Below are 25,247 nucleotides of genomic sequence, written 5' to 3'. Positions count from 1 at the left end.
CCCCGACCGTCCCCGCCCCGTCATGGGGGCGGGCACCCGGTCCGGGGGCCGCCGCCGGGACGCCCGCCAACATGGAGGGTGATGTCGCTTCGCCTCGTCCTCGGCCCCGCCAACTCCGCCAAAGCGGGCGAGCTGCTCGGCGCCTACGCCGCCGCGGCCCGCCGGGACGCGCTGCTCGTCGTCCCCACCGAGCTCGACGCCGTCCACTACGACCGCGAGCTCGCGGGGGAGGGGGTCAGCTTCGGCGCGACCCTCACCTTCGCCGGGCTGATCGACGAGATCGCCGCCCGCGCCCGCTGTGAGCGGCCGCGACTGAGCGGCCTCGCCCGAGAGCTGCTGCTCGGCCGGGTGATCGCGGCCGCCGGGCTCACCCATCTTGCCTCCGCCGCCGCCGGGCCCGGTTTCCGTGCCGGGGTGGGCGCGACGATCGCCGGCCTGCGCGCCCAGCGGGTGACGCCGGCCCGGCTCGGTGCCGCCGTCACCGCCGCCGGTGGGGACCCGCCGCTCCGGGAACTGGCGATGCTCTATCGCGACTACGTGGATGCCCTCACGGACGCCGGCGCCGAAGATCGCCCCTCCCATGCCTGGGCGGCCCTCGACGCCCTCCGCGCGCGTCCAGACTGGTGGCGGGGCACGCCGGTGTTCATCTACGGCTTCGACGACCTCACCCGCACCGAGCAGGATGCCCTTGAGACGCTCGCCGGTCCCGTCGGCGCCCCGGTCACCGTCTCGGTTCCCTTCGAGCCGGGCCGGATCGCCTTCGCCGCCCGGGCCGGCCTCGTCGCGCAACTGAGCGAGCGGGCCGACCGGGTCCAGGTCCTGCCCGCCCTCGACACCTACTACGGCGCCCCGGCACTGCACCACCTCGAACGCCACCTGTTCGAGCCCGACCCGCCCGCCGGGCCGCCCGGCGGCGCCGTCGGGCTGCTCGAGGCCGGCGGTGCGATCGCCGAGGCCGAGCTCGTCGCCACCGAGGTCGCCGCCGCGCTCGCCGAGGGCGTCGACCCGGAGGAGATCGTCGTCGTCTGCCGCTCGCTCGCCCGCTCCGGGGCGCTGCTGGAGGCGACGCTGCTCCGCTACGGCGTCCCGGTCACGAGCGCGCGCGAAGTTCCGCTCACCCACACGGCCCTTGGGCGCGGGGTCGCGGCCGTTCTCGCCGGGGACGCCCGCGTCTACCGCCGGCTCACCGACGACCCGGCAACGGTCGACGCCTGGGAGGCTGCCGCACGCCGAGCCGGCGTGGTGGGAACCGCGCCGCTGCCCGATCTCGACACCGCGATCGCCGCGCTGATGCCGTCCGCCGCGCTGGCGCCGCTCACCCCGGCCGCCGAGCTCGACGTCCGTGCTGCCGCGCTGATCGGCGAGGTTCGGGCGGCGCTTGAGCCGGTCAGCCCCGACGAGCTCGCCGCGCTGATCCCGTCCCTGCGCCTGCGGCCGGGTACCCCCGGTGGGGTGCTGCTCGCCGAGCCGCTCAGCATCCGCGCCCGCCGGTTTGACCGGGTGCTCGTCACCGGCCTCTGTGACGGGGAGTTCCCCGCCGCCGACCGCCCCGACCCGTTCATCCCCGAGGATCGCCGCCGCGCGCTCGCGGAGGCGGGCGGGCTCGTCCTCGACCCACCCCCGGACCTGCTCGCCCGCGAGCGCTACCTCCTGTACGCGATCCTGTCGCGCGCCCGGGAACGGGTCAGTGTCAGCTACCGCACCTGCGATGAGGAGGGCAACGAGGTCGCGCCCTCCCCGTTCCTCGAGTCGATCCGCGCCCTGTTCAGCGAGCTTCCCGTCCGGCGTCGCGGGCTCGCCGACGTCGTCTGGACCCCCGCCGAGGCGCCGACGCCGCGTGAGCGAGCGCTCGCGCGGGCGGCCGCCACCGCCCCGCGGCGGGCCCCCGGGGAGCCGGAGCTCACGCGCCGGCTCGGGCCGTCCGCCCGTGTCCGGCTGCGTCACCGCGACCGGATCTCGGCCGCGGCGATCGAGCGCTTCCACACCTGTCCGGTCGCCTGGCTGATCGAACGCCAGCTCGCTCCCGAGGCGCTCGAACCCGACGCCGAACCGCTCGTGCGCGGCACCCTGCTCCACGACCTGCTCGCCCGGCAGGTCGCCGGTGAGCCCGACGTACTCGAGCGCGTGAAGGTCCCGGGGGCGCTCGCCCCGGGCGCCTCGGCCCCGGTGCGGGAGGCGATCCTCGCCGGCATCGTCGCTCAGGCGCGGCGCTTCCTCGCCTGGGCCGACGCCCATCCGGCGCCCGGGTTCACCCCCTCCGAGCTCGAGTACGACTTCCGCGTCGACCTCGGCGGCGGGCTCGTGGTCAGCGGACGGATCGACCGGATCGACACCGACCGGCACGGACGGGCGATCGTCTGGGACTACAAGAGCGGCCGGGACAAGCCCGAACGCTCGGGCCGGAGGTGGCCGGAGGGGGCCTTCCAGGTCGCCCTCTACATGCTTGCGGTGGCCCGCTCCCTCACGCTCACCCCGGTCGCCGGGATCTACCAGCCCCTGTCCGGCCCGGATCTGCGACCCCGCGGGATCGCGCTGGCGGACACCGGACTGGCGCTGCGCGACGGTGACGTCACCGACCCGGATGCGCTCGCGGCGCTGCTGGCGGCCGTGGAGGCGCGGGTGCGGGAGCTGGCGGCCACCCTCGCGGCGGGCGAGCTCACCCCCTGTCCGGCGACCTGCTCACCCGCGGGCTGTGCCCACCCGGGGATCTGCTGGGCGGTCTGAGTGAACGCGTTCACCGACGAGCAGGCCGCGGCGATCGAGCGCCGCCACGGCCGGGTCCTGCTCGACGCCGGGGCGGGCAGCGGGAAGACCTCGGTGCTCGTCGAGCGCTACGCCCGAGCGGTCCTCGAGGACGGCGTCGACCCTCAGGCGATCCTCGCGATCACCTTCACCGAGAAGGCGGCCGCCGAGATGCGCGAGCGGATCCGGCGCCGTCTCTCGCTGGCGGACAACCCCGCCTGGATCCTCACCATCCACGGGTTCTGTGCCCGGGTGCTGCGCACCCACGCGCTCGCCGCCGGTCTCGACCCCCGCTTCAGCGTGCTCGAGGAGGACACCGCCGCCGAACTGTCCGAGGCGGCCTTCACCCACGCGCTCGACACGGTCGCGAGCACCCCGGAGGGACGGGATCTGATCGCCGCCTACGGGGTCGGCCCGCTCACCGACGCCGTCCGTACCGCCCACCGCGCCCTGCGCAGCCGCGGGCAGCGTCACCCGCGCCTCCCGGTGGTCCTGGCCCGGCCGGCCACCACCACCGCCACCGAACTCGCGGCACTCGCCCGCGCCGTCGCCGGCGAACTCGGCGTTATCCCCGACCCGGGCGTGACGGTCCGACGGGCGCTTGACCAGCTCGCCCGGACCGACTTCGAGACCGACTGGCCGCTCGCGCTCGCGGATCTCCCGAGTGGCGCGCGGGCGCTCAACAGCGACGCCTGCGCGGCCTATCGGGCGGCGGTCGCCGAGCGCCGCCGGGCGCTCGCGGACGCACTCGCGCCCGCGCTGCGCGACGGCCTCAACGCGCTGCTGATCGCCTACGACGCCGCGTATGAGCGGGCCAAGCAGGAACGCGGCGTGGTCGACTTCGATGACCTCGAGCTGCTCGCCCGGGAGCGGCTCGAGGCCGGGCACGACTACCGGTTCGCCCACGTCCTCGTCGACGAGCTCCAGGACACCAACCCGGTCCAGCTCGCCCTCGTCGACCTCATCTCCCCCGGGGCGGCCGTGTTCATGGTCGGGGACGCCCAACAGTCGATCTACGGGTTCCGGCACGCCGACGTGTCGCTGTTTCAGGAGCGGGGCCGGGAGATCGCCGCGGAAGGGGGACGCCTCGCCCTCCGCGCGAACTTCCGCACCCGCGCGGAGATCCTCACCGTGCTCAACGCGCTGTTCGCCGACCAGATCGACGACTACCAGCCGCTCCGAGCCGGTCGGCGCGATCCGCCCGCCCCCGGGCCGTGCGTCGAACTGCTCGTTGCCGACAAGAAGGCGGAGTGGGCGGAGGAGGACGGTCTCGGCGCCCCGTGGCGGGTCGCGGAGGCACGGGCGCTCGCCGCCCGGGTCGCGGCGCTCGTCGGCACCGGGGAGGCGCGGGCGGGGGATATCGCCCTGCTCGCCCGCGCGAGCACCGACCTCGGGGTGTATGAGCGCGCCCTCGAGGCGGCGGGAGTCCCGACGTTCCTCGTCGGTGGCCGCGGCTACTGGGGCCACCCCCAGGTCGTCGTCCTCGTCGCCTACCTGCGGGTGCTCGCCAACGCCGAGGACCGGGAGGCCTATTGGACGGTGCTGCTCTCCGGTCTGTGCGGGCTCTCCCTCGACGGGCTCGTCCTGCTCGCTGCCGGGGACGGGGACGCGCTCGAGCTCGAGGACGCCGGCCGGCTCGCGCGCTTTGAGGCGTTCTTCGCCAGCCAGCGGACGCACGCCCGGTCGGCCCCCGCGGCCGGGCTGATCGAAGCGGTCCTGGAGTGGAGCGGCTATGACCTGGCGGTCGCGGCGATGCCCGGCGGGACCCGTCGGCTCGCGAACGTCCGCAAGCTGCTCGCGCTCAGCCGCGCGTGGGAGACGACGCACGGGTACGACCTCGGTGGCCTCGTCGCGGCGCTCGCCCGCCGGGCCGCCGGGCCCGGGGGCGGCGAGCCGGAGGCGCCACTGGAGGCCGAGAGCGTGGACGCGGTCGCGCTGATGACTATCCACCGCTCCAAAGGGCTCGAGTTCCCGGTCGTCTGCGTCGCCGACCTCGGCCGCGGCCCGGCCCATGACGCCGGCCTGATCCGGATCGGCGCCGACGGCCGGCTCGGTCTGCGGGTGACCCGGCCGGGCGCGGGCACGCGGGTCGAGGCCCTCGACCACGCCGCGCTGCGGGAGGCGGCACTCGTCGCCGATCGGGCCGAGCAGCGCCGGCTCTTCTACGTCGCGATGACCCGAGCGCGGGAGCGTCTGATCCTGTCGGGGGCCGTCCGGGCGGGCGCGCCCGGACGGCCCGAGTCGATGGTCCCGATCGACTGGATCGCCCCGCCGTTGCGGGGGCTCGCCGGTGTGGCCGTGACCGATTTGAGCGACCCGGCCGCACTGGCCACCAGCGTTCCCGGGATGACCGCCGCAGGCGGGCCGGGCGTGGACGCGTCGTCCCCGGGGGCCGGCGTCCCGGGAACGCCTGCGCCCGTCGCGGTGCCGTCCGTGCCGCCCGCGCGCCCCGTACCGCCGGCCGCCCCGGTCCGCCGGAGTCCGGCGGTGACGGCGGTGAGCTACTCGGGTCTCAGCCTCTATGAGCGCTGCGGCCACCGCTTCTACACGGAGCGGATTCTCGGGATGCCCCCGAGGTCGATGCCCGCCAGCGGGGCGCGGGCGCGGGGGATCGACCTGCACGCCCGCCTCGCCGCCGGTGAGCTGGACGCGATCACGCCCAATGCGACCGTCGCCCGTCTCCTCGCCGCCACCGGGCTGCGGCGCGAGCAGCCCTTCACGTTCTCCAGCGGGGGACTGCTGATCCGCGGGGTCTTCGACGCGATCGCCGCTGAGCCGGACCGGCTGCTCGTCGTCGACTACAAGACCGACGCGCTCGGCGACCGCACACCGGAGGCGATCGCCGCGGACCACTATGGCCTCCAGCGCCTCATCTACGCGCTCGCCGCGCTGCGGACCGGCGCGGCGGAGGTGGAGGTCGTCCACCTGTTCACCGCCGCGGTCCACGAGCCGGCCACGCGCCTCTACGTCGCCGCCGACCGGGACGCGCTCGAGTCCGACCTCAGCGCCCGGCTCGCCGGCCTCGCCGCGGGCAGCTTTCCGGTCAGCTCCGCCCCGGGGCCGACGGTGTGTGCGGGATGCCCGGCGGCGGCTGGGCTGTGTCCGGTCCTCTGAGCAGGCCGGGTTCCAGTTGCCGGCGGCCGTCGCCGGCCGGGGTCCCGAGGCGGCCGGCGCGACGGCCGCCGGACCGGCGCAGCGGTTCGCCGTGCGGGCTAAGGTTCGCCGGGTGCTGCACAGCTTCATGACCGCGGTCGTGTGGGGGTGCCGGTGCGATGTCTGATCGCGCTGAGGGTCAGGCCCGGCGAGCGTCGCTCCGGCGTTGGCCGCCGGTGGCGCTCGTGGCGCTGGCCGTTGGTGTGGCGGTGTCAGCGGCCCTCGCCGCTCCCGTGGCGGGCGGGACGAGGCAGGCGGTCATCAGCGGCACCTTTCTGATGAGCGCCCGCGTGACCGTCGCGGTCAACGTACGCGGCGAGCACGCCGGTGAGCGGATCCGTCGGGTGTGGGTGATCACGGGAACGGGCTGCGGGTCACTGGGCTGCGCGCGGCTGCGCGTGCGGCGGGCACTGGGAGCGGGCCGTGAGGCGACGGTGTGGCTGGCGGCGCGTCGGTCCGGGGTCTATGAGGGGCGCGGCAGCTTCTTTGTCGCGCTGCGCTGTCTCGGCCGGGTGGACCGGCACGGCAGCCGGGTGCCCTACACGCTCAGCCTGTGGGTGACCAGAAGCGTGTTCGTCGGGTCGATCCGGTACGCGACGGCGATCGGCGCCCGCTACCTGAACCGCTCCCGCACTGACATGACGCGCTGTCCGCTCGGGCCCAGCCACGACGCCGGTGTCTATACGGGCACACTGCGCTCAGCGCTTCCCGCCCCGCCGCCGTCATCCGGGACAACGACGACGACGGTGACGCTGACAAGCCCGACCGGAACCTCCCCGGCGACGACGACGACAGCGCCGCCGGCAACCAACACCACGCCGGGGCCGGCGCCGACAACGCCGAACGCTGACGCTCCCCCCGGGGCCTGACCGCGGAGCCAACAGGTTCAGGAGATGACGAGCGCGGCGAGCACCCGGTTGAGGACGGCCACGAGCTGAGCGGCCGGGACGGGCCCCGGTTGGAGGACGGCGTACAGGCAGCAGGTACGCCCTGACTCGGTGAAGAACCGCTGCCAGCCGAGCTGGCCGCGCCGGGTGACCTGAAGTTGCATGGCGCCGAACTCCCGGACGGCCACCCCTCTCGGCCGGGACGCAGCGAACAGGCCGCGCCCGGGGCGGATCTGGTCAGGGTCGACGTACTCAACGAGGGTGAGGAAGCTGTCCCCGTCAGCCATCCGTCCGGTCGCCGCCGATCCGAAGTCACCGTCACTGGACAGCAGGGGAAAGGTGGCCGCATGCAGGACCGGACCCGACCCGCGGCGGCTGATCCGGCCCTCCCAACCGGCCGGCAGGGTGATCGCGAGCCCATGGCCTCTCAGTTCCATCGCCGCGGCAGGAGCGCTCAGGTGAGGGCGGAAGCGAGGATCAGCACCGCAAGCAGCTCGCCGGCGACGACCGCGGAAACACTGAGGGATTCGAGCGCGAGCAGGCGGCGATGCAGGCGGATGAGGGTGCGGGAGTCCGTCGCACGGCCGGCGGGCAGCAGTGACGCAGCCTTCGTTGCGCCGAAGGCCGCCCCGATGACGAGTCCGGTGAGCGGGCGGCCGGCGAGCAGCTCGATACCGAAGCTGGCATAAATCGCCGCGCATGCGACCAGGGTGATCAAACCGCAGCCCAGCTGGGCTCCGAATCCGATCCCGTACACCCACCCCCGGTAGGTGACCATCCAGTCCTCATTGACCTGCCGGCGCACGAGCGGCAGGCGCCGGCGCAGCGGGGTCGCGTCGATCACAAGCGCGAGCAGGAGCACGACTCCGGCAGCGACGAGCCGCCACTGCCCGGGTGGGAGCAGCCCACCGATGAGGCCCCATCCCGCTCCCGTGCCCGCGCCGGCGAGCACCGCGCCGAGTGAGAAGGCGGCAGCGGTGACCGCCCACCGTGAGCCGCGTGCGGCCTCAGCGTACGGGGTCAGGCTCGCGAGCATCGACTGCCCGCACGGGGAGAAGGCGGCCCGCAGTGCGCCGAGAACCGCGACCGCAACCCCGACGGCGATCCACAGGGTCTGGCTCACGACGGATCACCCTCCTGAGTCCGCGTGTCCGGGGCCGCCCCGGGCGTCACCTTCCGAGAGGGGTAGAGGCTGGGATGGTCGGCGCCGATCCCGGCCCGCGCGAGCGCGTGCTCGGCCCGGGCCGCGCGCTGTGAGGTGTTGCGGGCTTGGCTGACGCGGTGATCCTCGCCGGCATCCGCGAGCAGCGAAGCGATCTGCTCCCAGCTCGTCGCGGCCCCGCGGCCGGCGATCTCACCGCCATCGACGAGGACGAAGTGCGGACTGGAGGGCACCGCAAAGTCCCGCCACGCGGCGGTTGACATGATCACCTCCGAGTTGGCGGGGGCGAGCTCCGCCAACCGCGCCGGGCTTTCGCGGTCCGTTCCCTTGGTGATGAGGACGACCCGGGTAGCCGCCGTCCGCGCGCGGCCGTCGGGGAGCTCACTCCAGAGCGGCCGGCAGGCCTGACACCCGCTGCTGAGGAAGGCCAGCAGGGTCCGGCCGTGTCGCGCATCGAGGGACAGCTTCACCGCGTCACCGGCGAGGGTCTCACCGAAGATGTCCGGCGCCGATCCGCCGGTCGGCCGATGAGAGGGCGATGGTTCTCCGAACCGGGGGGACGCCGCCGAGGTCCGCTCCGGGACCGGGTCGCCGAGCGCCGCTTCGAGGCTCATCAGCCGCCGCAGGATCTCGGCATGGGACCGCAGCAGGGCGACGATGAACAGGAGCGCGACCGCGAGTCCGGCCGTGAGGAGAACGGTCGCGACAGTCATACGCCACCGGCCCCGGTCACTGCGACCGCCGGAGGCTCGAGGCACGGTGCCTCCTGATCACAGGTTGCGTCATCCACCGCGAGCGCGGCGCTGCAGTGCAGCCCGTCGATGGTCGCCGGGTTCTCACACACGACCATCCGGCAGACCACGGCCGTCACCCCCGGAACCTCCGTGTTGCACTGTCCGTAGCGAAAGATGTTGCAGTTGATCCGGTACTGATCACAGTTGTCATCACCACAGTGACAGCCGCCGGGAAACGGCCGTCCCAGCAGCGCGTTGCAGTCGACGTAGTAACGGACCCCGGCGTCCGCGCACAGCTGGCGGCCGCTGTAATCGGTGCACATCCACCAGCCGCCGGGAAAGGTGTCCTCCGGGCAGGTGTTGACGTGGCCGGGTGTGATCTCACAACAGAAGCCCGTGTACCCGTTGGCGCAGAGGCCGCCCGGACAGTCCGGCGGCGCGAGGATCGCCAGCGCCGGGCCGGGATAGAGCAGGTACCGCAACGGCGCGACCGCAAGGGCCGACCCGACCACCGCCAGGCGGAGCAGAAAGTCACGCCGGGAGGAGTGACGCTCAACCCACCGCGCCGACAGATCAACCAGGTCCCGTGCGCGCGGGCCCGCAGAACTCCGGCTCGGTCCCGCAGTCCCCGGCTGCGCGCTGAAGGCCCACCGCCACACGGCCGACAGCAGGCCGGCCACCGCCACCACCGCCACCACGTCGAGGCCTCCCGCCCGGGACAGGGTGGGGAGGCCGGGATAACCCAGCCATGCGGACAGACCACACAGCCCCGCGAACCCGCCACAGAGGGTCATGCCCCGCGCCGGGGAGGCGGCTCCACGCGCGCCGAAGCAGGCACACGGAGGGTCGCCGGCGCGCAGATCTCCCGCGTGGACGGCGGCGAAGGTGAGAAACAGGAACGCCGCCAGCGCCGCGCCAAAGGGCGGAGGGGAAAGGAGGACGACCAGTCCAGCGATCAGCTCGGCCGTCGCCCACCAGGGGCTCGCCTCAAGCGCATGCCGCCCACCGGAGAACGCCGACGCGGTGTCCGGCGCCGCGCCCCGGGAGCCACGGTGGAGGCGCAGCTTCGATACGCCCGCGCTGAGGAGCAACAGCGCCGCTGCGATCACACATGCCGTCCCTACCAGGTCGCGGCCCCCCCGGCATGTGGTGCCCGCTGTCTTCCGCGGCACCGCCACCCCCACACACCCACAGCACACACCTCTCTGTCTGAGCGAACCCCGTCAGTGAACCACCCGTACCAGTCGCACGCTCCAGTCAACCGGGCCGGGGGAGGGCATCATGACGCCCGTCCGGGTTCGGCCCCGGCGGCTCAGAGCGGTCCGGTGTGGGCGCGGGAGCGGGATCTGCGGGCGCGGGCGTGGGATTCGTGGGCACCCGAGCGGGATCCGGCCCGCTGAAGGAGACGGCGACGTGCTCGATCGGGTTGCGCTCCTCCGTCCGGGCGATCGCGGCGAGCGTCTCCTGGTCGGCGGGGCCGGCCGGGGGGCCGAACAGGCTGCGCGGGTAGAGACGGCGCTCAAGCACGGTGTTGAGCTCGGCCGCATAGAGGGTGAGCTGGGCGCCGAGGTGGAGCCAGACGATCAGGGCGATGACGACCGCGAACGAGGCGTAGGTGCCGCTGAGGCTGCGCAGGACGTGCCCGACGTAGAGTCCGCCGAGGACCTGCAGCACCGTCCAGAACAGTGCGGCGAGGACGATTCCGCTGCGCAGGTCCCGGGTCGGCACGCTCGGCGCGGTCATGAACCGGAACGCGGCGAGGAACAGCACCAGGTTGGCGATCAGGGAGATGAGGATCCCCGCCACCTTCGTGAGAACGGAGCCGAAGCCGCCGGTGACGATGCCCGACAGCAGCGTCGCGACGATGAACAGCAGCCCGAGGCTGAGCAGCAGGAACAGGCCCCTCAGCTTGGACTGGAGGAAGTTCGGTCGGTCCTTGCGCGGGACCGCCCAGACGGTGTCGAGGGCGGTCTGGGCCGCGCCGGTCACCCTGAGCCCCGACCACAGGGAGGTCACGAGGCCGGCGATCAGGGCGACCAGGCTCCCCTTGATCGAGCGCAGCTTGATCAAGGTCGAGAAGGCCGGGAAGTTCGCGAGCACCGAATGCTCGACCCGAGCGATCTCGTGCGGGTGGCCCTGGAGGACGAAACCGAGCACCGTGACGAACACGAGCAGCAGCGGAAACAGGGAGAAGAAGGCGTAGTAGGCGACAAGCGCGGCCAGATTGCCCGCCGAGTCGTCGGCGAACTTCTTCACCACCGCGAGCGGGATCGCCAGCCCCCGACGGCGCTGCTGGTAGGTGTCAAAGTGCTTGAGCGGGCCGAGCGGGTCCATGACCTCAGCTGATACCCCGTTCGGCGGGGCTGTCATCACAGACCCTCACGTTCTCAGCGTATCTCCGCTCGTGGGCGAGGAGAAGCGCCTTCGTGTCGCTGCCGCCCGCGTACCCCCCGACGCCGCCGTGCGCGGGGACGATTCGGTGGCAGGGGATGACGATGACGAGCGGGTTGGCGCCAAGGGCGCTGCCGACCGCCCGCTGAGCCCGTGGGCGACCGGCAGCCGTCGCCACGGCGGAGTAGGTCGCCGTCGCGCCGTAGGGCACCGCGGCGGTGCGCATGAGGACCGCGGCGGCGAACGCGGTCCGGATCAGCCGCAGGTCGAGACGGAGGCCAAAGCGCTGACGCCGGCCGGTGAAATACTCATCGAGTTCCCGGCGGGCGCTGTCAAGTCGGGCGGGAGCCCGCAGAACCCGTGGGGAGACGGCGGCGGCGAGCCCGCTCAGCCAGCGTGCCTCCTCCATCCCGTCCGCTGTGTAGGCGACGCTCAACAGACCCGTCGGCCCTGCCGCGAGCAGGAGGTCGCCCAGCGGCGAGGGCTCCCGCGTGTAGGCGACGTCGATCAGTCCGGCCGCATGGAAGGCGGCGGTGAGGTCGGGCAGCCGGCCGGGCTCAGCGGCCATCGTCGACCACCCGGCCAAGCCGCCTCAGCCCGGCGTGGACGTTGGCCCGGGCGGCGTCGGTGGAGGTCCCCATCAGCACGGCGATCCGGGAGTAGTCGGCGTCGAGAACGAAGCGCAGCGCGACGGCGGTGCGCTGCTTGGGCGGCAGGGCCGCGACCGCGCCCCACAGCTCCGGTTCCGCCGTGAGATCGGGTACGCCGCCGGAGCTCCGCGCGGGGCCGGACGGGTCCCCCGCGCCGGCGGTCTCCGCGTGGTCGGGCGGTTCGGCGCCGACGGCGAGCGGGGCGCGCGCCCGGGCCCGAAGCGTGTCGATGGCCTTGTGGTGGGCGATCGTGAACAGCCACCCGCGCAGGTTCGCGTCGCTGCGCAGGCGCGGATAGGCACCGAGGGCGGCCACCCACGTCTCCTGATAGCAGTCGTCGGCGTCGAGCGCCCCGACTCGGCTGACGAGGAAGCGATGGATGTCATGCGCGTGTGAGTCGATCAGGGTCTGGAAGGGCGGGAGTACCACGGGCGTGTCCGACAGGCAACGGCTCAGGGCGCCGGTGTGTGAGACGCCGGCGCCGGTCCCAAGCCGAACACGCGCACCGGGTCGTCCTTGCCTTTGAGGACGACCCCGGGCCGCTGCACCAGCTCGGCCGGCACGCGGAGGTGGGCACGGGTGTGCTCGGAGACGAGCAGCGTGTCCCCGGTCTGACGGGTCGCCGCCTCGACCCGGGCGGCGACGTTGACGGTGTCGCCGATGACGCTGAACTCATACCGGCCGCCACCACCGACGTTGCCGGCGACGACCGGGCCCGAGTTGAGCCCGAGTCCGACCGACAGGCCGAGCCGGCCGTCCTCGGCGACGGCCGCGGCGATCTCCCGGGCGGCGAGGAGACCGCGATCGGCGTGATCGGGCAGCCGGCGAGGGGCACCGAAGACCGCGAGCAGCCCGTCCCCGATGAATGTGTCGATCCGGCCGCCGTGGCGGTGGATGATCGGGACGGCGAGGTCGAACAGGGCGTTGAGCGTCGCCACCACCGTCTCCGCCGCGGTGCGCTCGGCAAATCCGGTGAACCCGCGGATGTCCAGGAACAGGCAGGTGACCTCGACGGTCTCGCCGGACAGGCGCGTGCCCGCGCTGAGGATCCGGGCGGCGACGTCCGGGTCGACGTAGGTGCCAAACAGCGCCCGGATCCGCTCGCGCTCGGCGAGCCCGGCCGCCATCGTGTTGAAGCCAACCTGGAGCTGGCCGATCTCGGAGGCGTCATAGACGGGTACCCGCGCGCTGAAGTCGCCGCGGCGGACCCGGGCGAGGGCGCGGGAGACCGAGCTGATCGGCTCGGCCGTCGTACGGGCGGCGAGCAGCACGGCGATCAGGCCGACGACGATGCCGGTGCCCGAGAGGACGATGATCGAGACGCCGAGGCTGACCCGGTTCGTCGTCCCGTCGTTGCTGAGGGCGAGGATGCCGATCGACGTGAGCCCGCCGACTGGGACGACGCTGCCGAGGCCCCAGGCGAGCAGGGTCCGGGTCACCGAGCCGGGGGTGTGCAGGCCGTCCGGGATCCCGTGGGCGAGGGCACGGGCGGTGAGGCTGCGTAGCAGCCGCTCGGTCGCGAGATATGCGCAGGCGGCGGTGACGAAGCCGGTGAGGGAGACGACGATCGCGACCCGGACCTCGAGCCGACCGGAGAAGTGGGCGTTGAACAGGCTGAACAGGGCTGCGGCGATCAGCCAGAGGAGGATCTGGATCCCGAACAGGCGCCGGGGAGCCGACAGCAGCGCCCGCGTCTGCGCCGGCGTCGGAGGCCGCTCGGCGAGGAGCCAGTCCGCGGCCGACCACACGGTCCGGTGCCCGAGCGTCCAGCCGGCCGGGAGGGCGACGAGCACGTAGGCGGCGGCGAGCACGCCGTTGTCGAGCCGGACGCGGCCGAGATGGGCGAGGGTGGGGAGCGGGATCAGCCGGAGGGCGAGGAGGGCGAGGACGATCACCGAGCCGATCAGGTTGGTGCCGATCAGCACCGCCGACAACCCCGCCGTCGTCAGCGTGCGCAGGCGTCGGGGGGAGAGGTCGCTCTCTCCGGGGCGGGAGAGCTCAGCGACCGCGCCGCGCAGCGCTGCGACGGCCGGCCCCCACCGCGCCCTGCCGGTGGCGGGTGCGGTTCCGTGCCCCCGGGACGGCTTGCCCGCCGCGCTCACAGACTCAGACTGCCGTGGGTTCCGGGGCAGATGCTGCCGTCGTCGGCGAAGGTGAACACGATCCTCAGCGCGACCCTACCATCTCCGCCCGCGGATCCGGGTGCGCGCACAGGCGCCGACGTCTGAGATCACGGGGGGCAGCACGGAGGCGGCCGAGGCGGCCGAGACGGCCGAGACGGCCGAGACGGCCGAGACGGCCGAGCGTAAAGTCCTGGCCGCAGACCGCGCAAGGAACCATCTCGAGTCCGAGGGACGTCGGTCCAGTAGGAGACCACATGACCAGCACAACCCTCACCGCCATTCCCACCGGCACCTGGCACGTGGACGCGGGCGCCTCCCAAGCCAACTTCAACGCCCGCGGAATGTTCGGCCTGGTCGGTGTGAACGGGACGTTTGCGACCCTTGAGGGTGAACTCACCGTCAGCGCTGCCGGCACACATGGAGAGCTGCGCATCCACGCCGCGAGTCTCGACACCAAGAACAGGAAACGTGACGAGCACCTGCGCTCCGCTGACTTCTTCGACGCCGTCAACTCACCGGTCGTGCGCTTTACCCCGGCAGACATCTCCCCGGGCCCCGATGGCACCCTGACCTTCAACGGTACGCTACAGATCCGCGACAACGAACTGCCGCTCAAGGCGCCGGTCATCGCGACGGACCCCAGTGCCGACCGCCTGCGGCTTCACACGAAGGTCAGCGTCGACCGCACCCAGGCCGGCGTCGGTTGGAGCAAGATCGCGATGATCCAAGGCGAGGCCCACCTCGACGTCACGATCGAACTCGTCCGGGACGTCGCCTGAAACGATCCGAACCAGCGCGACATGACTGTCAATCGTGCCTGGGGTGTGTGGGGAGACGTGAGCTCTGTGGTTTTGGCGGGCACTCGTGTCAAGCGGCGATCAGCGTCGAGGGCAGCTGCGCCAGCCCAGGTCGAACAAGGTCGCATCGGTCGCAGCTCGCCAGCGTCACGCCGAGCTTACGGGCAGCGGCCACGTAGCCCGCGTTGTACGCGCTGAGCGCGTGTTCGGTGGCGAGCCGCGCAACATCATCACCCAGCCCGGCATCAACCGGCACCAGAGTGCCCAGTTCCGCGATCATCCATAGGCGCTTCGCCAGCCGCGCCGCTGCATCGGAATCCTTCCAGCGCATGATGGCGACATTCGTCGTCTCGTACAGCGCGAGTTCGAGCGTCGCGACAGCGCCGGATCGCAGCAGCGCCAGGGAGGCGTGGTGCTCGTGATCATCGACATCCTCGGCAGTGAGCAGCACGCTTGCGTCGAGAAAGATCACTGTGGTCGGCCAGTTCGCGGATCGTCGCGCTCCGGGTGCTCCCACGTGCGCTCGCTTGCGCGTCGACGCGGGCGAGGAGGTCATCGGGGAGGGAGATCATCACCTTCGCCATCACACGAGTATCCCCGGTGTTACCGCTGGAATCATCCAAGATCGTCGCGTCGTCGACCGCTGAGGCCCTGAGGCGCGGGCAGAAACCCGTGCGCGGGTTGCGCGGACCCCCTCGGCGGGGTAGAAGAAGGGCATGCCCCGAGCGATCTGGAGCGGCGCGATCTCCTTCGGCCTCGTCAACGTGCCGGTGAAGCTGTATGCGGCCACGAGTCCCAAGACGGTTCGCTTCAACCAGCTCAACGCCCGCACCGGAGCCCGGATCAAACAGAAGCGCGTCGACGCCTCGACCGGGGAGGAGGTCGCCTACGAGGACATCGTCAAGGGGTATGAGATCGGCCCGGACCGGTGGGTGACGATCGAGCCCGAGGAGCTCGACGCGCTCGACCCGAAGGCGACTCACACGATCGACGTGGAGGCGTTCGTCGACCTCGCCGAGATCGACCCGATCTACTACGACGCCAGCTATTACCTCGCCCCCGCCCCCGGCGGGGCGCGGCCCTACCACCTGCTGACCGAGGCGCTCGCAGCCGAGGGGAAGGTCGCCGTCGGCCGGGTCGTCCTGCGTTCCCGCCAGCAGCTGTGCGCCCTGCGGCCGGTCGGGGAGGTGCTCACCCTCACGACGATGCTGTGGGGGGATGAGGTCAATGCGCCCGACGGCCTCGACGGGTTCGACGCCGCCGGGGAGCCGGCGAGCCCGAAGGAGCTCGAGATGGCCCGCGCGCTGATCGAGATGCAGAGCGGGCCCTTTGACCCCGGCGACTACCACGACGAGTACCGCCAGCGGGTCCTCGCCCTGATCGAGCAGAAGGCCAACGGGGAGACGGTCGCCCCCGCCCCCGCCCCCGCGCCGGCCGCCGCCGTCCCGGACCTGATGGCCGCGCTCGAGGCCTCACTCGCCGCAGTCCGCGACGGCGCCGATGCCGTTCCCGGCCCCGGCAGGCCGGGAACGGGCCGCCCACGCCCGGCGAAGCCGAAGCCGAGGGCGAAGAAGTCGACGCCGGCCGCCCCGACGCCCGCGGTCCGGGCCCCGGCGCGCAAGCGCGGTTCCTGAGCGCCCCGTCTCGGCGCTCCGGCATAAACGACCGTGGCGCGAACCGATATTCTCAGGCGTTCACTCTCTAGAGAGGGCACCTGATCGCATGACGCAGAGGCAGGGGGCCAGCGGCCTCTACGACCCCAACCAAGAACACGATGCCTGCGGTGTCGCGCTCGTCGCGAAGCTGTGGGGCGAGGCGACCCACGCGGTCGTCGAGAAGGCGCTTGACGCCCTGCGCAACCTCGAGCACCGCGGGGCGACCGGCGCGGACCCGAACACCGGGGACGGGGCCGGCGTGCTCATGCAGATCCCCGACGCCTTCTTCCGTGGGGTCGCCTTCGGTGTCGAGCTGCCCGAACCGGGCCGCTACGGGGTCGCGATGCTGTTCCTGCCCGTTGACCCGGAGCGTCGGCTCGCCGCCGAGTCGCTGATCGAGCAGGTCGTCGTCCAGGAGGGACAGCAGCTCCTGTTCTGGCGGGACGTGCCCGTCAACGACCAGCACGTCGGGGAGATCGCCCGCGCTTCGGCCCCCCGCATCCGCCAGCTGCTGATCGGCGCGGCCGCCGGCGTCGATGACCAGAACGCCTTCGAACGGGTCCTGTACGTGATTCGGCGGCGGATCGAGAAGGAGAGCGTCGGGGAGATCCAGATCCCCTCTCTGTCCTCGCGAACGATCGTCTACAAGGGCATGCTGATGGCCCCGCAGCTGCCCAAGTACTACCCGGACCTGCGGGACCCGCGGGTAACGAGCCGGCTCGCGCTCGTGCACTCGCGCTTCTCGACCAACACCTTCCCCTCCTGGGAGCTCGCCCACCCGTTCCGGATGCTGGCCCACAACGGCGAGATCAACACGCTGCGGGGCAACGTCAACTGGATGCGCGCCCGGGAGTCCCAGCTCGCCTCCGAGCTGTTCGGGGCCGATCTGGCCAAGGCGCTCCCGGTCGTCCAGGCCCAGGGGTCGGACTCGGCGGTGTTCGACAACGTGCTCGAGCTGCTCGTCCTCGCCGGCCGGCCGATCGAGCAGGCGATGATGATGATGGTCCCCGAGGCCTACCGCACCCGCCGGGACATCGACCCCGACGTCAAGGGGTTCTATGACTACCACTCCTGCCTGATGGAGCCCTGGGACGGGCCGGCGGCCCTCTGCTTCACCGACGGCACGACGATCGGGGCGCTGCTGGACCGCAACGGCCTGCGCCCGGGCCGCTGGGTGCAGGACACCGAGGGGTACGTCGTCCTCGCCTCCGAGGCCGGCGTGCTGACGATCGCCCCCGAGCACATCCAGCGCAAGGGCCGTCTCGCCCCCGGCCGGATGTTCCTGCTCGACCTCGAGGCCGGCGAGATCGTCGACGACGAAACGGTCAAGCGCCGCGTCGCCTCCCGCCGGCCCTACGGGCGCTGGTACGCCGAGTCGTCGATTCACATCAACGACCTTCCCGACCGCGATCCGCGGGCGCCGCGGATCGAGCCGCTGCGCTCCAAGCAGCTCGCCTTCGGCTACTCCCAGGAGGACCTCAAGCTCGTCGTCGCGGCGATGGCCGCGCGCGGGGAGGAGCCGGTCGTGTCGATGGGCAACGACGCCGCCCTGCCGGTGATGTCGGACCGTCAGCCGCCGCTGTTCGCCTACTTCAAGCAGCTGTTCGCGCAGGTGACGAACCCGCCGATCGACCCGATCCGGGAGAACGTCGTGATGTCACTCGAGGTCGCCGTCGGCCCCGAGCTGAACATCCTCGAGGAGACCCCCGCCCACGCCCATCAGCTCGTCCTCGACCAGCCGATCCTCCGTAACCACGAGCTTGAGAAGCTGCGCCAGTGCAGCCACGAGGTGTTCGTCCCGGCGACCCTCGACATCACCTGGCCGATCGAGCAGGGCCCCGACGGGATGGCCAGCCGGCTGGAGGCGCTCTGTGAGGAGGCCGGCCGCTACGTCGAGAACGGCGCGACGATCCTCATCCTGTCGGACCGCAACCTCGGCCCCGAGCGGGTGGCGATGCCCTCCCTGCTCGCCGTCGGCGCGGTTCACCAGCACCTCGTCCGGGCCGGGACGCGGCTGCGCTGCGGCCTCGTGATCGAGTCGGGCGAGCCCCGCCAGATCCACGACATGGCGACCCTGATCGGCTTCGGCGCCTCGGCGATCAACCCGTACGTGATGTTCGAGTCACTCGACGAGCTCGCCGACCGCAGCCTGCTTCCCGCCGACCTCGACCGCGAGACGGCCGAACGCGGGATCGTCAAGGCGATCGGCAAGGGGCTGCTCAAGACGATGGCGAAGATGGGGATCTCGACGATCCAGTCCTACTGCGGCGCCCAGATCTTCGAGGCGGTCGGGCTCGACGCCGAGCTGATTCACCGCCACTTCACCGGCACGGCGAGTCGGATCGGCGGGATCGGCCTCAGCGAGCTGTCGACTGAGGCGATGGAGCGCCACTTCCGCGCCTACCCGCGGACCGAACGGGACCTGCTGCCCGTCGGCGGGGTGCTGCAGTGGCGCCGGGACGGGGAGCGTCACATCTGGAACCCGGAGACGATCGCCAAGCTCCAGCACGCCGTCCGCGGCCACGGCGGCCACCATTGGGACTCCTACGCCGACTACGCCCGGGAGGTGAACGAGCGGGCGGCGCGCAGCTCGTCCCTGCGCGGGCTGATGCGCCTGCGCTTCGCCCCCGAGCCGCTCGACCTCGATGAGGTCGAGCCGGCGACGGAGATCGTCAAGCGCTTCACGACCGGGGCGATGTCCTTGGGCGCCCTCTCCCGCGAGGCCCACGAGACGCTTGCGGTCGCGATGAACCGGCTCGGGGGGCGCTCGAACACGGGCGAGGGTGGGGAGGACCCGGTCCGCTTCTCTGACGAGCGCCGTTCCGCGATCAAGCAGATCGCCTCCGGCCGCTTCGGTGTCACCGTCCACTACCTCGTCAACGCCGACCAGCTGCAGATCAAGATGGCCCAGGGCGCCAAGCCGGGGGAGGGCGGGCAGCTGCCGGGTCAGAAGGTCGACGACTACATCGCCACCCTGCGCCACTCCACGCGCGGGGTCGGGCTGATCAGCCCGCCGCCCCACCACGACATCTACTCGATCGAAGATCTCAAGCAGCTCATCTACGACCTGCGGGCGGCGAACCCGACCGCCAGCGTGTCGGTCAAGCTCGTCTCCGAGGTCGGGGTCGGCACCGTCGCCGCCGGGGTCGTCAAGGCCAACGCCGATCATCTGACGATCTCCGGGGGAGACGGCGGCACCGGCGCCTCCCCCCAGTCCTCGATCCACGGCGCCGGTGTGCCATGGGAGATCGGGCTCGCCGAGACCCAGCAGACGCTGCTGCTCAACGATCTCCGCAGCCGGGTCACCGTCGAGGTGGACGGGCAGATGAAAACCGGCCGCGACGTGATCGTCGGGGCGCTGCTCGGCGCCGACGCCTTCGGGTTCTCGACCGCGCCGCTGATCGCGATGGGGTGCATCATGATGCGCGTCTGTCACCTCAACACCTGCCCGGTCGGGGTCGCCACCCAGGACCCGCTGCTGCGCGCCCGCTTCGCCGGCACCCCCGATCACGTCGTCACGTTCCTGATGAACGTCGCCGAGGAGACGAGGACGCTGATGGCTCGGCTCGGCGTGCGCCGGATCGAGGAGCTGATCGGCCGGGCCCACCGCTACCTCGAGATGGACGCTGCGGTCGATCACTGGAAGGCGGAGAAGGTCGACCTGTCGCTCGTCCTCGCTGCCGCCGAGGTGCCCGCCGGGACCGCCCTGCACCGTACCCGCGGGGCCGAGCCGATCCTCGAGGGCGCCCTCGACTGGGACCTGATCGCCGCCGCTGCGCCGGCGCTCGAGCGCGCCGAGCCGGTGCGGCTCGGGCCGCTGCCGATCCGCAACGTCAACCGAGCCGTCGGGGGGATCCTGTCGGGGGAGATCGCCCGCCGCCACGGCGCCGCCGGCTTGCCCGAGGGAACGATCGACATCACCCTCACCGGCTCAGCCGGCCAGTCCTTCGGGGCGTGGCTCGCGCCCGGAGTGTCGCTCACCCTGCACGGGGAGACCAACGACTACGCCGGCAAGGGCCTGTCCGGCGGGATCGTCGTCGTCCGCCCGCCCGACGGCGCCCGCTTCCACGCGGAGGAGAACCAGATCGTCGGCAACACCGTGCTGTACGGCGCGACGGCCGGCCGGGCGTTCTTCCGCGGCCTCGCCGGCGAGCGCTTCGGGGTGCGCAACTCCGGGGCCCACGCGGTCGTCGAGGGGGTCGGCGACCACGGCTGCGAGTACATGACCGGGGGGCGGGTCGTCATCCTCGGCCCGACCGGGCGCAACTTCGCCGCCGGGATGAGCGGCGGAATCGCCTACGTCTATGACATCGACCGCCGCTTCAGCGGCCGCGCGAACCTCGAGCTCGTCGAACTGGAGGCCGTCGCCGCCGAGGATCCCGACGCCGAGGCGCTGCGGGCGCTCATCACCGAGCACGCCCAGCGGACCGGCTCGCTCGTGGCCCGCAACGTGCTCGCCCAGTGGGACCGGGCGCGGGAGCGCTTCGTACGGGTGATGCCCCGGGACTACAAGGCGGCGCTCGCGGCCGTCGCGGACCGGGACGTGACCGAGGCGGCGGCGTGAGGCCGTCAGAGAGGACGACAGACCATGGGTGAACTCGGCGCCTTCCTGAAGATCGAACGGGTCGGCTTTGCCAAGCGCGACCCGGCCGAGCGGGTCAAGGACTACCACCAGTACTTCAGCCTGCCGGCCACCGAGGACCTGCGCAGGCAGGGTGCGCGGTGCATGGACTGCGGGGTCCCGTTCTGCCACGAGGGCTGCCCGCTGGGCAACCTCATCCCCGACTTCAACGACCTCGTCTACCGCGACAAGTGGCGGACAGCCCTCGACGTCCTCCACACGACGAACAACTTCCCTGAGTTCACCGGCCGGATCTGCCCGGCACCGTGTGAGTCCGCCTGCGTGCTGGCGATCAACTCCGACGCGGTGACGATCGAGCAGATCGAGTTGGCGATCGCCGAGCGCGGCTTCACGGAGGGGTGGGTGACCGCCGAACCGCCAGACCGGCGCAGTGGCCGCCGGGTGGCGGTGATCGGCTCCGGCCCCGCCGGTCTCGCCGCGGCCGCCGAGCTGAACAAGTCCGGGCACAGCGTCGTCGTGTTCGAGCGGGACGAGGCGCCCGGCGGGCTGATGCGGTTCGGCGTCCCCGACGCGAAGCTGGAGAAGGCGATCATCGATCGCCGCGTCGCCCTGCTCGAGGCGGAGGGGATCGAGTTCGCCACCAACGTCGACGTCGGCCGTGATCTCGCGATCGCCGATCTCGCCGCCGACTACGACGCCGTCGTGATCGCAATCGGCTCCCGCGTCTCCCGCGACATGGCCGTCCCCGGCCGCGAGCACGCCGGCATTCACGTCGCGATGGACTACCTCTACCAACGCAACCGCTGGGTCGCCGCCTCCCAGGGCCGTCCCGCGCGTGCGACCCCCGAAGCCGAGCAGATCACCGCCGCGGGCAAGCACGTGATCGTCATCGGTGGCGGTGACACCGGCATGGACTGCGTCTCGAACTCCCACCGCGAGGGCGCCGCCTCGGTGTCGATTCTCGACGTCTACCAGACCCTGTCGGAGGACGACCCCCGCCACCCGTGGCCGCTGCCGCCGAAGCGGACCGCGACGACCTACGCCCTCGAGGAGGGCGGGCGCCGGCGTTGGGGGACCGAGGTGACCGGGTTTGGCGGCAAGGACGGGCGGGTCACCCACGTCTACGCCCGTCAGGTCACCGGCACCTCCTCCCGTGACCTCACCCCCGTCCCCGGTTCGGAGTTCGTGCTCGAGGCCGACCTCGTGCTGATCGCGATCGGGTTCGAGCATCCCGAGCACGACGGGCTCGTCGCCGACCTCTCCCTCCAGCTCGACAAGTTCGGCAACATCGCGACCGGCCAGACCCTCAAGACGAGCGCGTCGGGCGTGTTCGCCTGCGGGGACGCCCGGATCGGTCAGTCGCTCGTGGTCACCGCGATCTCGGAGGGGCGCAAGTGCGCGCGGGTGGTCAACGAGTACCTCGGTGGCTCGCCGATGGACCAGGACCGGGAGGGCCTCGCCCTCGGTGCCTGGAGCGGCGAGGCGGACGGCACGCTGATGCATGAGGCGGAGGCGGCCGGCAACGTCCGGCCCGGTGAGGAGTTTTTCGCTGGCCCTGGCGAGCGCCGCTGAGACGGCCGCGCGAGGCCGCGCGGCAGCGCGGGAGCACGCCTGTCAGGATTGTCGTGATGCCCGCCTTCTGCCGTCACAATCGCCTGCTGGCGAACTGCCCGATCTGCACCCGCGAGCAGGGAGCCGTGATGAACCCGGTGGTGAGCTCGAGCGCCCCCCGTTCCACCGTCCCGCGGGAGCGCGCAGCCGCCGCCTCACCGGCAGGCGATCGGCTCGGGGGCACCGCCCGGTCGGCCGCCAAGGGGCGCACTGGCCGGGCGGCGGAACGGACCCGGGCGGCCGCGAACGCGGTCAAGGTGCGCCGGCTCGAACGCGGCGTCGACGACGGATACGTGTCGACCCTCATCCAGGGGGTGCGCTCCTCCGCCGACGCCGCCCGGCTCGCGGACGAGCTCGCCTTTGCCGCCACCCGCCTGGACCGGCTCGCCCAGGACCCCCCGGACCGGTTCGCGACGATCGTCGACCCCGCGGGCGACATCGAGGAGCGGACCTGGGCGGCGGTGCAGTGGGCGGTCGATCCGGACGGCACGCCGGTGCCGTGGAGTTCGGGGGAGGGGCTTGAGCCCTACCGCGCCTGGGCGGGGCGGGCCGGCTCCCAGGCGGCGGCGATCGCCGGGGAGGGGCACTGGACGGCGACCCGGCGGTTCGAGCGGATCTTCGAGCGGATCGGCGCCCTCGGGGTGCTCGATCGCGATCAGCGCTACGAGCTGCTCGTCCTCCTCGGCTGCCTCGGACTGTACGAGCTGGAGGCCGGTCGCCTGTTCCCGAGCGGGGAGAATGAGACGACATGGGCGGCCAAGCGGGCCTTCGGGATCGGCGATCCGCTGCTGCTCGAACGCCGCGCCGCCGATCTCGCCGAGGCCTGTCACGTGCCGCTCGCCGCGCTCGATCTCGGGCTCGCCAACTGGGGGGCCGGAAGTACCGCCCGGACCGGCCGCGGCGTCGAGGACGACATGGTCCCCGACCCTGACCGGGTCACCGCCGCCCGTGCCGCGCTCGCGGTCTGAGCGCGGCTTTTCTTCGCAGTTTGGGGGACGACGGTGCGAGGAGGGCGCCGTCCGGGGCGACTGGAGCCGATTCTGTCCGGGAGGCGGCCTACCGTTGCCCGACATCAGCCCCGTTTCGCAGCCGGAGACCACATGCCCCTCTGCTTCATCGAACCGCAGAACGCCATCCGCGTGATCGCCGACTCCGTTGGGCGTGAGACCCGGCGCCAGATCCTCGGGGAGGTCGTCCGCGCCTGGGTCGATGAGATCCCCGAGCCCGACCTTCAGTCCCACTACGCCAAGGCGGTCGCGGACCTGGACGAGCACGACCTCTCCCTGCTCGCGGCCTGGCACGCCTCGCTCGAGGTCGGCGGCCACCCGATCCCCTCCGCCGAGTTCCTCGTCAACGTGTTCCCAAGCCTTGGGGAGAACCGGCGTGAGGCGCTGAAGATCGCCGCCGGGTTCCGCGGGGAGGAGGCCTTCGAGGCCGGGGTCGGCGAGGAGGAGGCGCTCGACACCGTGCTGCCGTGGCTTTCGGACGGGCGTTGTGTCGAGCTCGCCGCCGAGTGCCTCGAGCTCTACTGCTGGGACCGGCTCGGGTCCGAGAACTGATCGTCGGGGTCCGCCCGGCGCGCGTCGGGGTCCGCCCGGCCCACCCGCGCGAGGAGCGCCTCGATCTCGGGAATCGCCTGGGCGTTGTCGTCAAAGCGGACCGCCGACCAGCCGGCCGCCCGGGCCGCCTCGACGTTCGCCTCGACGTCGTCGACGAACAGGATCTCGGCGCCGGGTACCCCGAGCCGCTGCTCGGTGAGCGTGTAGATCGCCGGGTCGGGTTTGCGCATCCCGACGAACCCGGAGTCGACGATCACGCTGAAGATCGCGTCGATCCCGAGCCGGGGCCGCCACAGCGGCTCCCATTCACGGACGTTGTTGGTCAGCAGGCCCATCCGGTATCCGCGCTGGGCGAGCGAGCGCATCAGCCTGAGCATCGGCTCGTTCGCGTGGAGGTGGGCGAACCAGCGAGCGCTGAAGTCGCCCACCGCGACGGCCCGGCCGAGCTGTCCGCTCAACTGGGCCGACAGCGCCTCGGTGAACTCGCGCTCGGTGAGCCGCGCGGTCTCGAGCTCGAACATCGGGTTGGCTCCCGTCCGTTCGGCGATCGCCCCGAGCGCGGTCCAGAACTCCGACAGGGGGACGCCGGCGTCCCGCTCGTAGGCGGCAAAGGCGTCCGCCAGCGGCGTCGTGAGCACGCCGCCGAGATCAGAGACGACGGTGCTGATCACGCGGGGCACACGAGCAGGTAGACGGCGAGCCCCGTCCGTCCGGCGATCCGGGCGGACATCTCCACGGCGCTGATCCGGTACCCGTCTCGGGTGACCGCGAGCGCCTCTCCGTCCGGACGCGCCTCGCCGGCGATCCGCAGCGGATACTCCTCGCCCTCCGGTTCGGCGGCGAGCCACAGCTCGACCCCGAACCGGCGCGGCTCCCCGGCGGCGTCGTACTCGGTCGACAGGTAGGCGTCGCCGCAGTGGAGGTGGGCGCGGGAGGCCGGCAGCGTCACCGTGTGGGTGTCTCGATCCTGGCCCCGGGCGCCGCGGGGGCGCACGGCGGTGAGGACGAAGGTCTCCTCCGTCTCCTCGAGCCACACCGCGACCGCGCGGGTGGAGTCGGCCGGATCGGCGCCGAGGTTGGCGAGGGTCAGCGGTGGCTGCGCGGCCGTCGCGGCCGGTTCGGGGCCCAGGGGCGAGCCGTCCGCCCACATCGTCCACGTACTCTGGGCGGGATCGGCGACGGCGGTCAGCTGCACACAGAG

21 protein-coding genes are annotated in these 25,247 nt (G+C 72.5%); 9 read left to right on the top strand and 12 right to left on the bottom strand.

Translation table 11 applies throughout. The annotated features are described in order from the left end of the window. Positions 1–81: 81 nt before the first annotated feature. From M3M55_RS13950 to M3M55_RS13940, 3 genes are all read left to right on the top strand, one after another. Positions 82–2,724 carry a PD-(D/E)XK nuclease family protein gene (locus M3M55_RS13950; RefSeq protein ID WP_249010105.1) on the top strand — a complete coding sequence of 881 codons (2,643 nt, stop codon included), beginning with the start codon at positions 82–84 and terminating at the stop codon, positions 2,722–2,724. Next, on the top strand, positions 2,725–5,856 hold the full coding sequence (locus M3M55_RS13945) for an exodeoxyribonuclease V subunit beta (RefSeq protein WP_249010104.1): 3,132 nt from the start codon (positions 2,725–2,727) through the stop codon (positions 5,854–5,856). A 317-nt stretch (positions 5,857–6,173) separates the two neighbouring features. Further along, positions 6,174–6,764 (top strand): hypothetical protein, encoded by a 591-nt coding sequence (locus tag M3M55_RS13940; protein WP_249010103.1) that lies wholly within the window; start codon positions 6,174–6,176, stop codon positions 6,762–6,764. A 17-nt stretch (positions 6,765–6,781) separates the two neighbouring features. Here the strand turns inward: M3M55_RS13940 and M3M55_RS13935 are convergent, their stop codons facing one another. From M3M55_RS13935 to M3M55_RS13900, 8 genes are all read right to left on the bottom strand, one after another. After that, positions 6,782–7,219, bottom strand: coding sequence for a hypothetical protein (locus tag M3M55_RS13935; RefSeq protein WP_249010102.1), 438 nt, complete (start codon positions 7,217–7,219; stop codon positions 6,782–6,784). A 17-nt stretch (positions 7,220–7,236) separates the two neighbouring features. Next, the gene (locus M3M55_RS13930) at positions 7,237–7,905 is read right to left on the bottom strand and encodes a hypothetical protein (RefSeq protein WP_249010101.1); all 669 of its coding nucleotides are present in this window, start codon (positions 7,903–7,905) and stop codon (positions 7,237–7,239) included. Then, positions 7,902–8,657 carry a hypothetical protein gene (locus M3M55_RS13925; RefSeq protein WP_249010100.1) on the bottom strand — a complete coding sequence of 252 codons (756 nt, stop codon included), beginning with the start codon at positions 8,655–8,657 and terminating at the stop codon, positions 7,902–7,904. Before M3M55_RS13925 ends, M3M55_RS13930 begins: the two co-directional genes overlap by 4 nt. Continuing rightward, the gene (locus M3M55_RS13920) at positions 8,654–9,850 is read right to left on the bottom strand and encodes a MauE/DoxX family redox-associated membrane protein (RefSeq protein ID WP_371878702.1); all 1,197 of its coding nucleotides are present in this window, start codon (positions 9,848–9,850) and stop codon (positions 8,654–8,656) included. Before M3M55_RS13920 ends, M3M55_RS13925 begins: the two co-directional genes overlap by 4 nt. A gap of 85 nt (positions 9,851–9,935) precedes the next feature. Next, the gene (locus M3M55_RS13915) at positions 9,936–11,012 is read right to left on the bottom strand and encodes a YihY/virulence factor BrkB family protein (protein ID WP_249010098.1); all 1,077 of its coding nucleotides are present in this window, start codon (positions 11,010–11,012) and stop codon (positions 9,936–9,938) included. A gap of 4 nt (positions 11,013–11,016) precedes the next feature. Further along, a complete protein-coding gene (locus M3M55_RS13910) occupies positions 11,017–11,637 on the bottom strand; it encodes a methylated-DNA--[protein]-cysteine S-methyltransferase (protein WP_249010097.1) in 621 nt (206 codons plus the stop codon). Next, positions 11,627–12,148: an RNA polymerase sigma factor gene (locus tag M3M55_RS13905; RefSeq protein ID WP_249010096.1), complete on the bottom strand. Its 522-nt coding sequence runs from the start codon at positions 12,146–12,148 to the stop codon at positions 11,627–11,629. Before M3M55_RS13905 ends, M3M55_RS13910 begins: the two co-directional genes overlap by 11 nt. Before the next feature lie 23 nt (positions 12,149–12,171). Next, positions 12,172–13,821: an adenylate/guanylate cyclase domain-containing protein gene (locus M3M55_RS13900; protein ID WP_249010095.1), complete on the bottom strand. Its 1,650-nt coding sequence runs from the start codon at positions 13,819–13,821 to the stop codon at positions 12,172–12,174. A 275-nt stretch (positions 13,822–14,096) separates the two neighbouring features. Between M3M55_RS13900 and M3M55_RS13895 the strand changes: the two genes are divergently transcribed. Further along, positions 14,097–14,621, top strand: a complete 525-nt coding sequence (locus tag M3M55_RS13895; RefSeq protein ID WP_249010094.1) for a YceI family protein — start codon at positions 14,097–14,099, stop codon at positions 14,619–14,621. A gap of 88 nt (positions 14,622–14,709) precedes the next feature. On the opposite strand, the gene M3M55_RS13890 is transcribed toward M3M55_RS13895, so the two are convergent. Further along, positions 14,710–15,111 (bottom strand): type II toxin-antitoxin system VapC family toxin, encoded by a 402-nt coding sequence (locus M3M55_RS13890; RefSeq protein WP_249010093.1) that lies wholly within the window; start codon positions 15,109–15,111, stop codon positions 14,710–14,712. Next, the gene (locus M3M55_RS17655) at positions 15,062–15,211 is read right to left on the bottom strand and encodes a ribbon-helix-helix protein, CopG family (protein ID WP_371878768.1); all 150 of its coding nucleotides are present in this window, start codon (positions 15,209–15,211) and stop codon (positions 15,062–15,064) included. The genes M3M55_RS13890 and M3M55_RS17655 overlap by 50 nt, the downstream gene beginning before the upstream one ends. 144 nt (positions 15,212–15,355) lie before the next feature. Between M3M55_RS17655 and M3M55_RS13885 the strand changes: the two genes are divergently transcribed. From M3M55_RS13885 to M3M55_RS13865, 5 genes are all read left to right on the top strand, one after another. Further along, positions 15,356–16,273 (top strand): Ku protein, encoded by a 918-nt coding sequence (locus tag M3M55_RS13885; RefSeq protein WP_249010092.1) that lies wholly within the window; start codon positions 15,356–15,358, stop codon positions 16,271–16,273. An 88-nt stretch (positions 16,274–16,361) separates the two neighbouring features. After that, positions 16,362–20,858 carry a glutamate synthase large subunit gene (gltB, locus tag M3M55_RS13880; protein ID WP_249010091.1) on the top strand — a complete coding sequence of 1,499 codons (4,497 nt, stop codon included), beginning with the start codon at positions 16,362–16,364 and terminating at the stop codon, positions 20,856–20,858. 24 nt (positions 20,859–20,882) lie between these two features. Then, entirely contained in the window at positions 20,883–22,448 is a 1,566-nt protein-coding gene (locus M3M55_RS13875) for a glutamate synthase subunit beta (RefSeq protein WP_249010090.1), read from the top strand. Between the two features lie 56 nt (positions 22,449–22,504). Then, positions 22,505–23,455 carry a hypothetical protein gene (locus M3M55_RS13870; RefSeq protein ID WP_249010089.1) on the top strand — a complete coding sequence of 317 codons (951 nt, stop codon included), beginning with the start codon at positions 22,505–22,507 and terminating at the stop codon, positions 23,453–23,455. Between the two features lie 132 nt (positions 23,456–23,587). Further along, complete coding sequence (locus M3M55_RS13865; protein WP_249010088.1) at positions 23,588–24,046, top strand: hypothetical protein; 459 nt, start codon at positions 23,588–23,590, stop codon at positions 24,044–24,046. Here M3M55_RS13865 and M3M55_RS13860 read toward each other — a convergent pair. Continuing rightward, positions 24,013–24,726: an HAD family phosphatase gene (locus M3M55_RS13860; protein ID WP_249010087.1), complete on the bottom strand. Its 714-nt coding sequence runs from the start codon at positions 24,724–24,726 to the stop codon at positions 24,013–24,015. The genes M3M55_RS13865 and M3M55_RS13860 overlap by 34 nt on opposite strands. Next, positions 24,714–25,241, bottom strand: a complete 528-nt coding sequence (locus M3M55_RS13855) for a hypothetical protein (protein ID WP_249010086.1) — start codon at positions 25,239–25,241, stop codon at positions 24,714–24,716. The genes M3M55_RS13860 and M3M55_RS13855 overlap by 13 nt, the downstream gene beginning before the upstream one ends. Positions 25,242–25,247 lie beyond the last annotated feature (6 nt).

Source organism: Conexibacter sp. DBS9H8 (assembly GCF_023330685.1).
Classification (GTDB): Bacteria; Actinomycetota; Thermoleophilia; order Solirubrobacterales; family Solirubrobacteraceae; genus Palsa-465.
The sequence above is the reverse complement of the archived record's forward strand: the minus strand, read 5'-3'. Positions and strand labels throughout refer to the sequence as shown.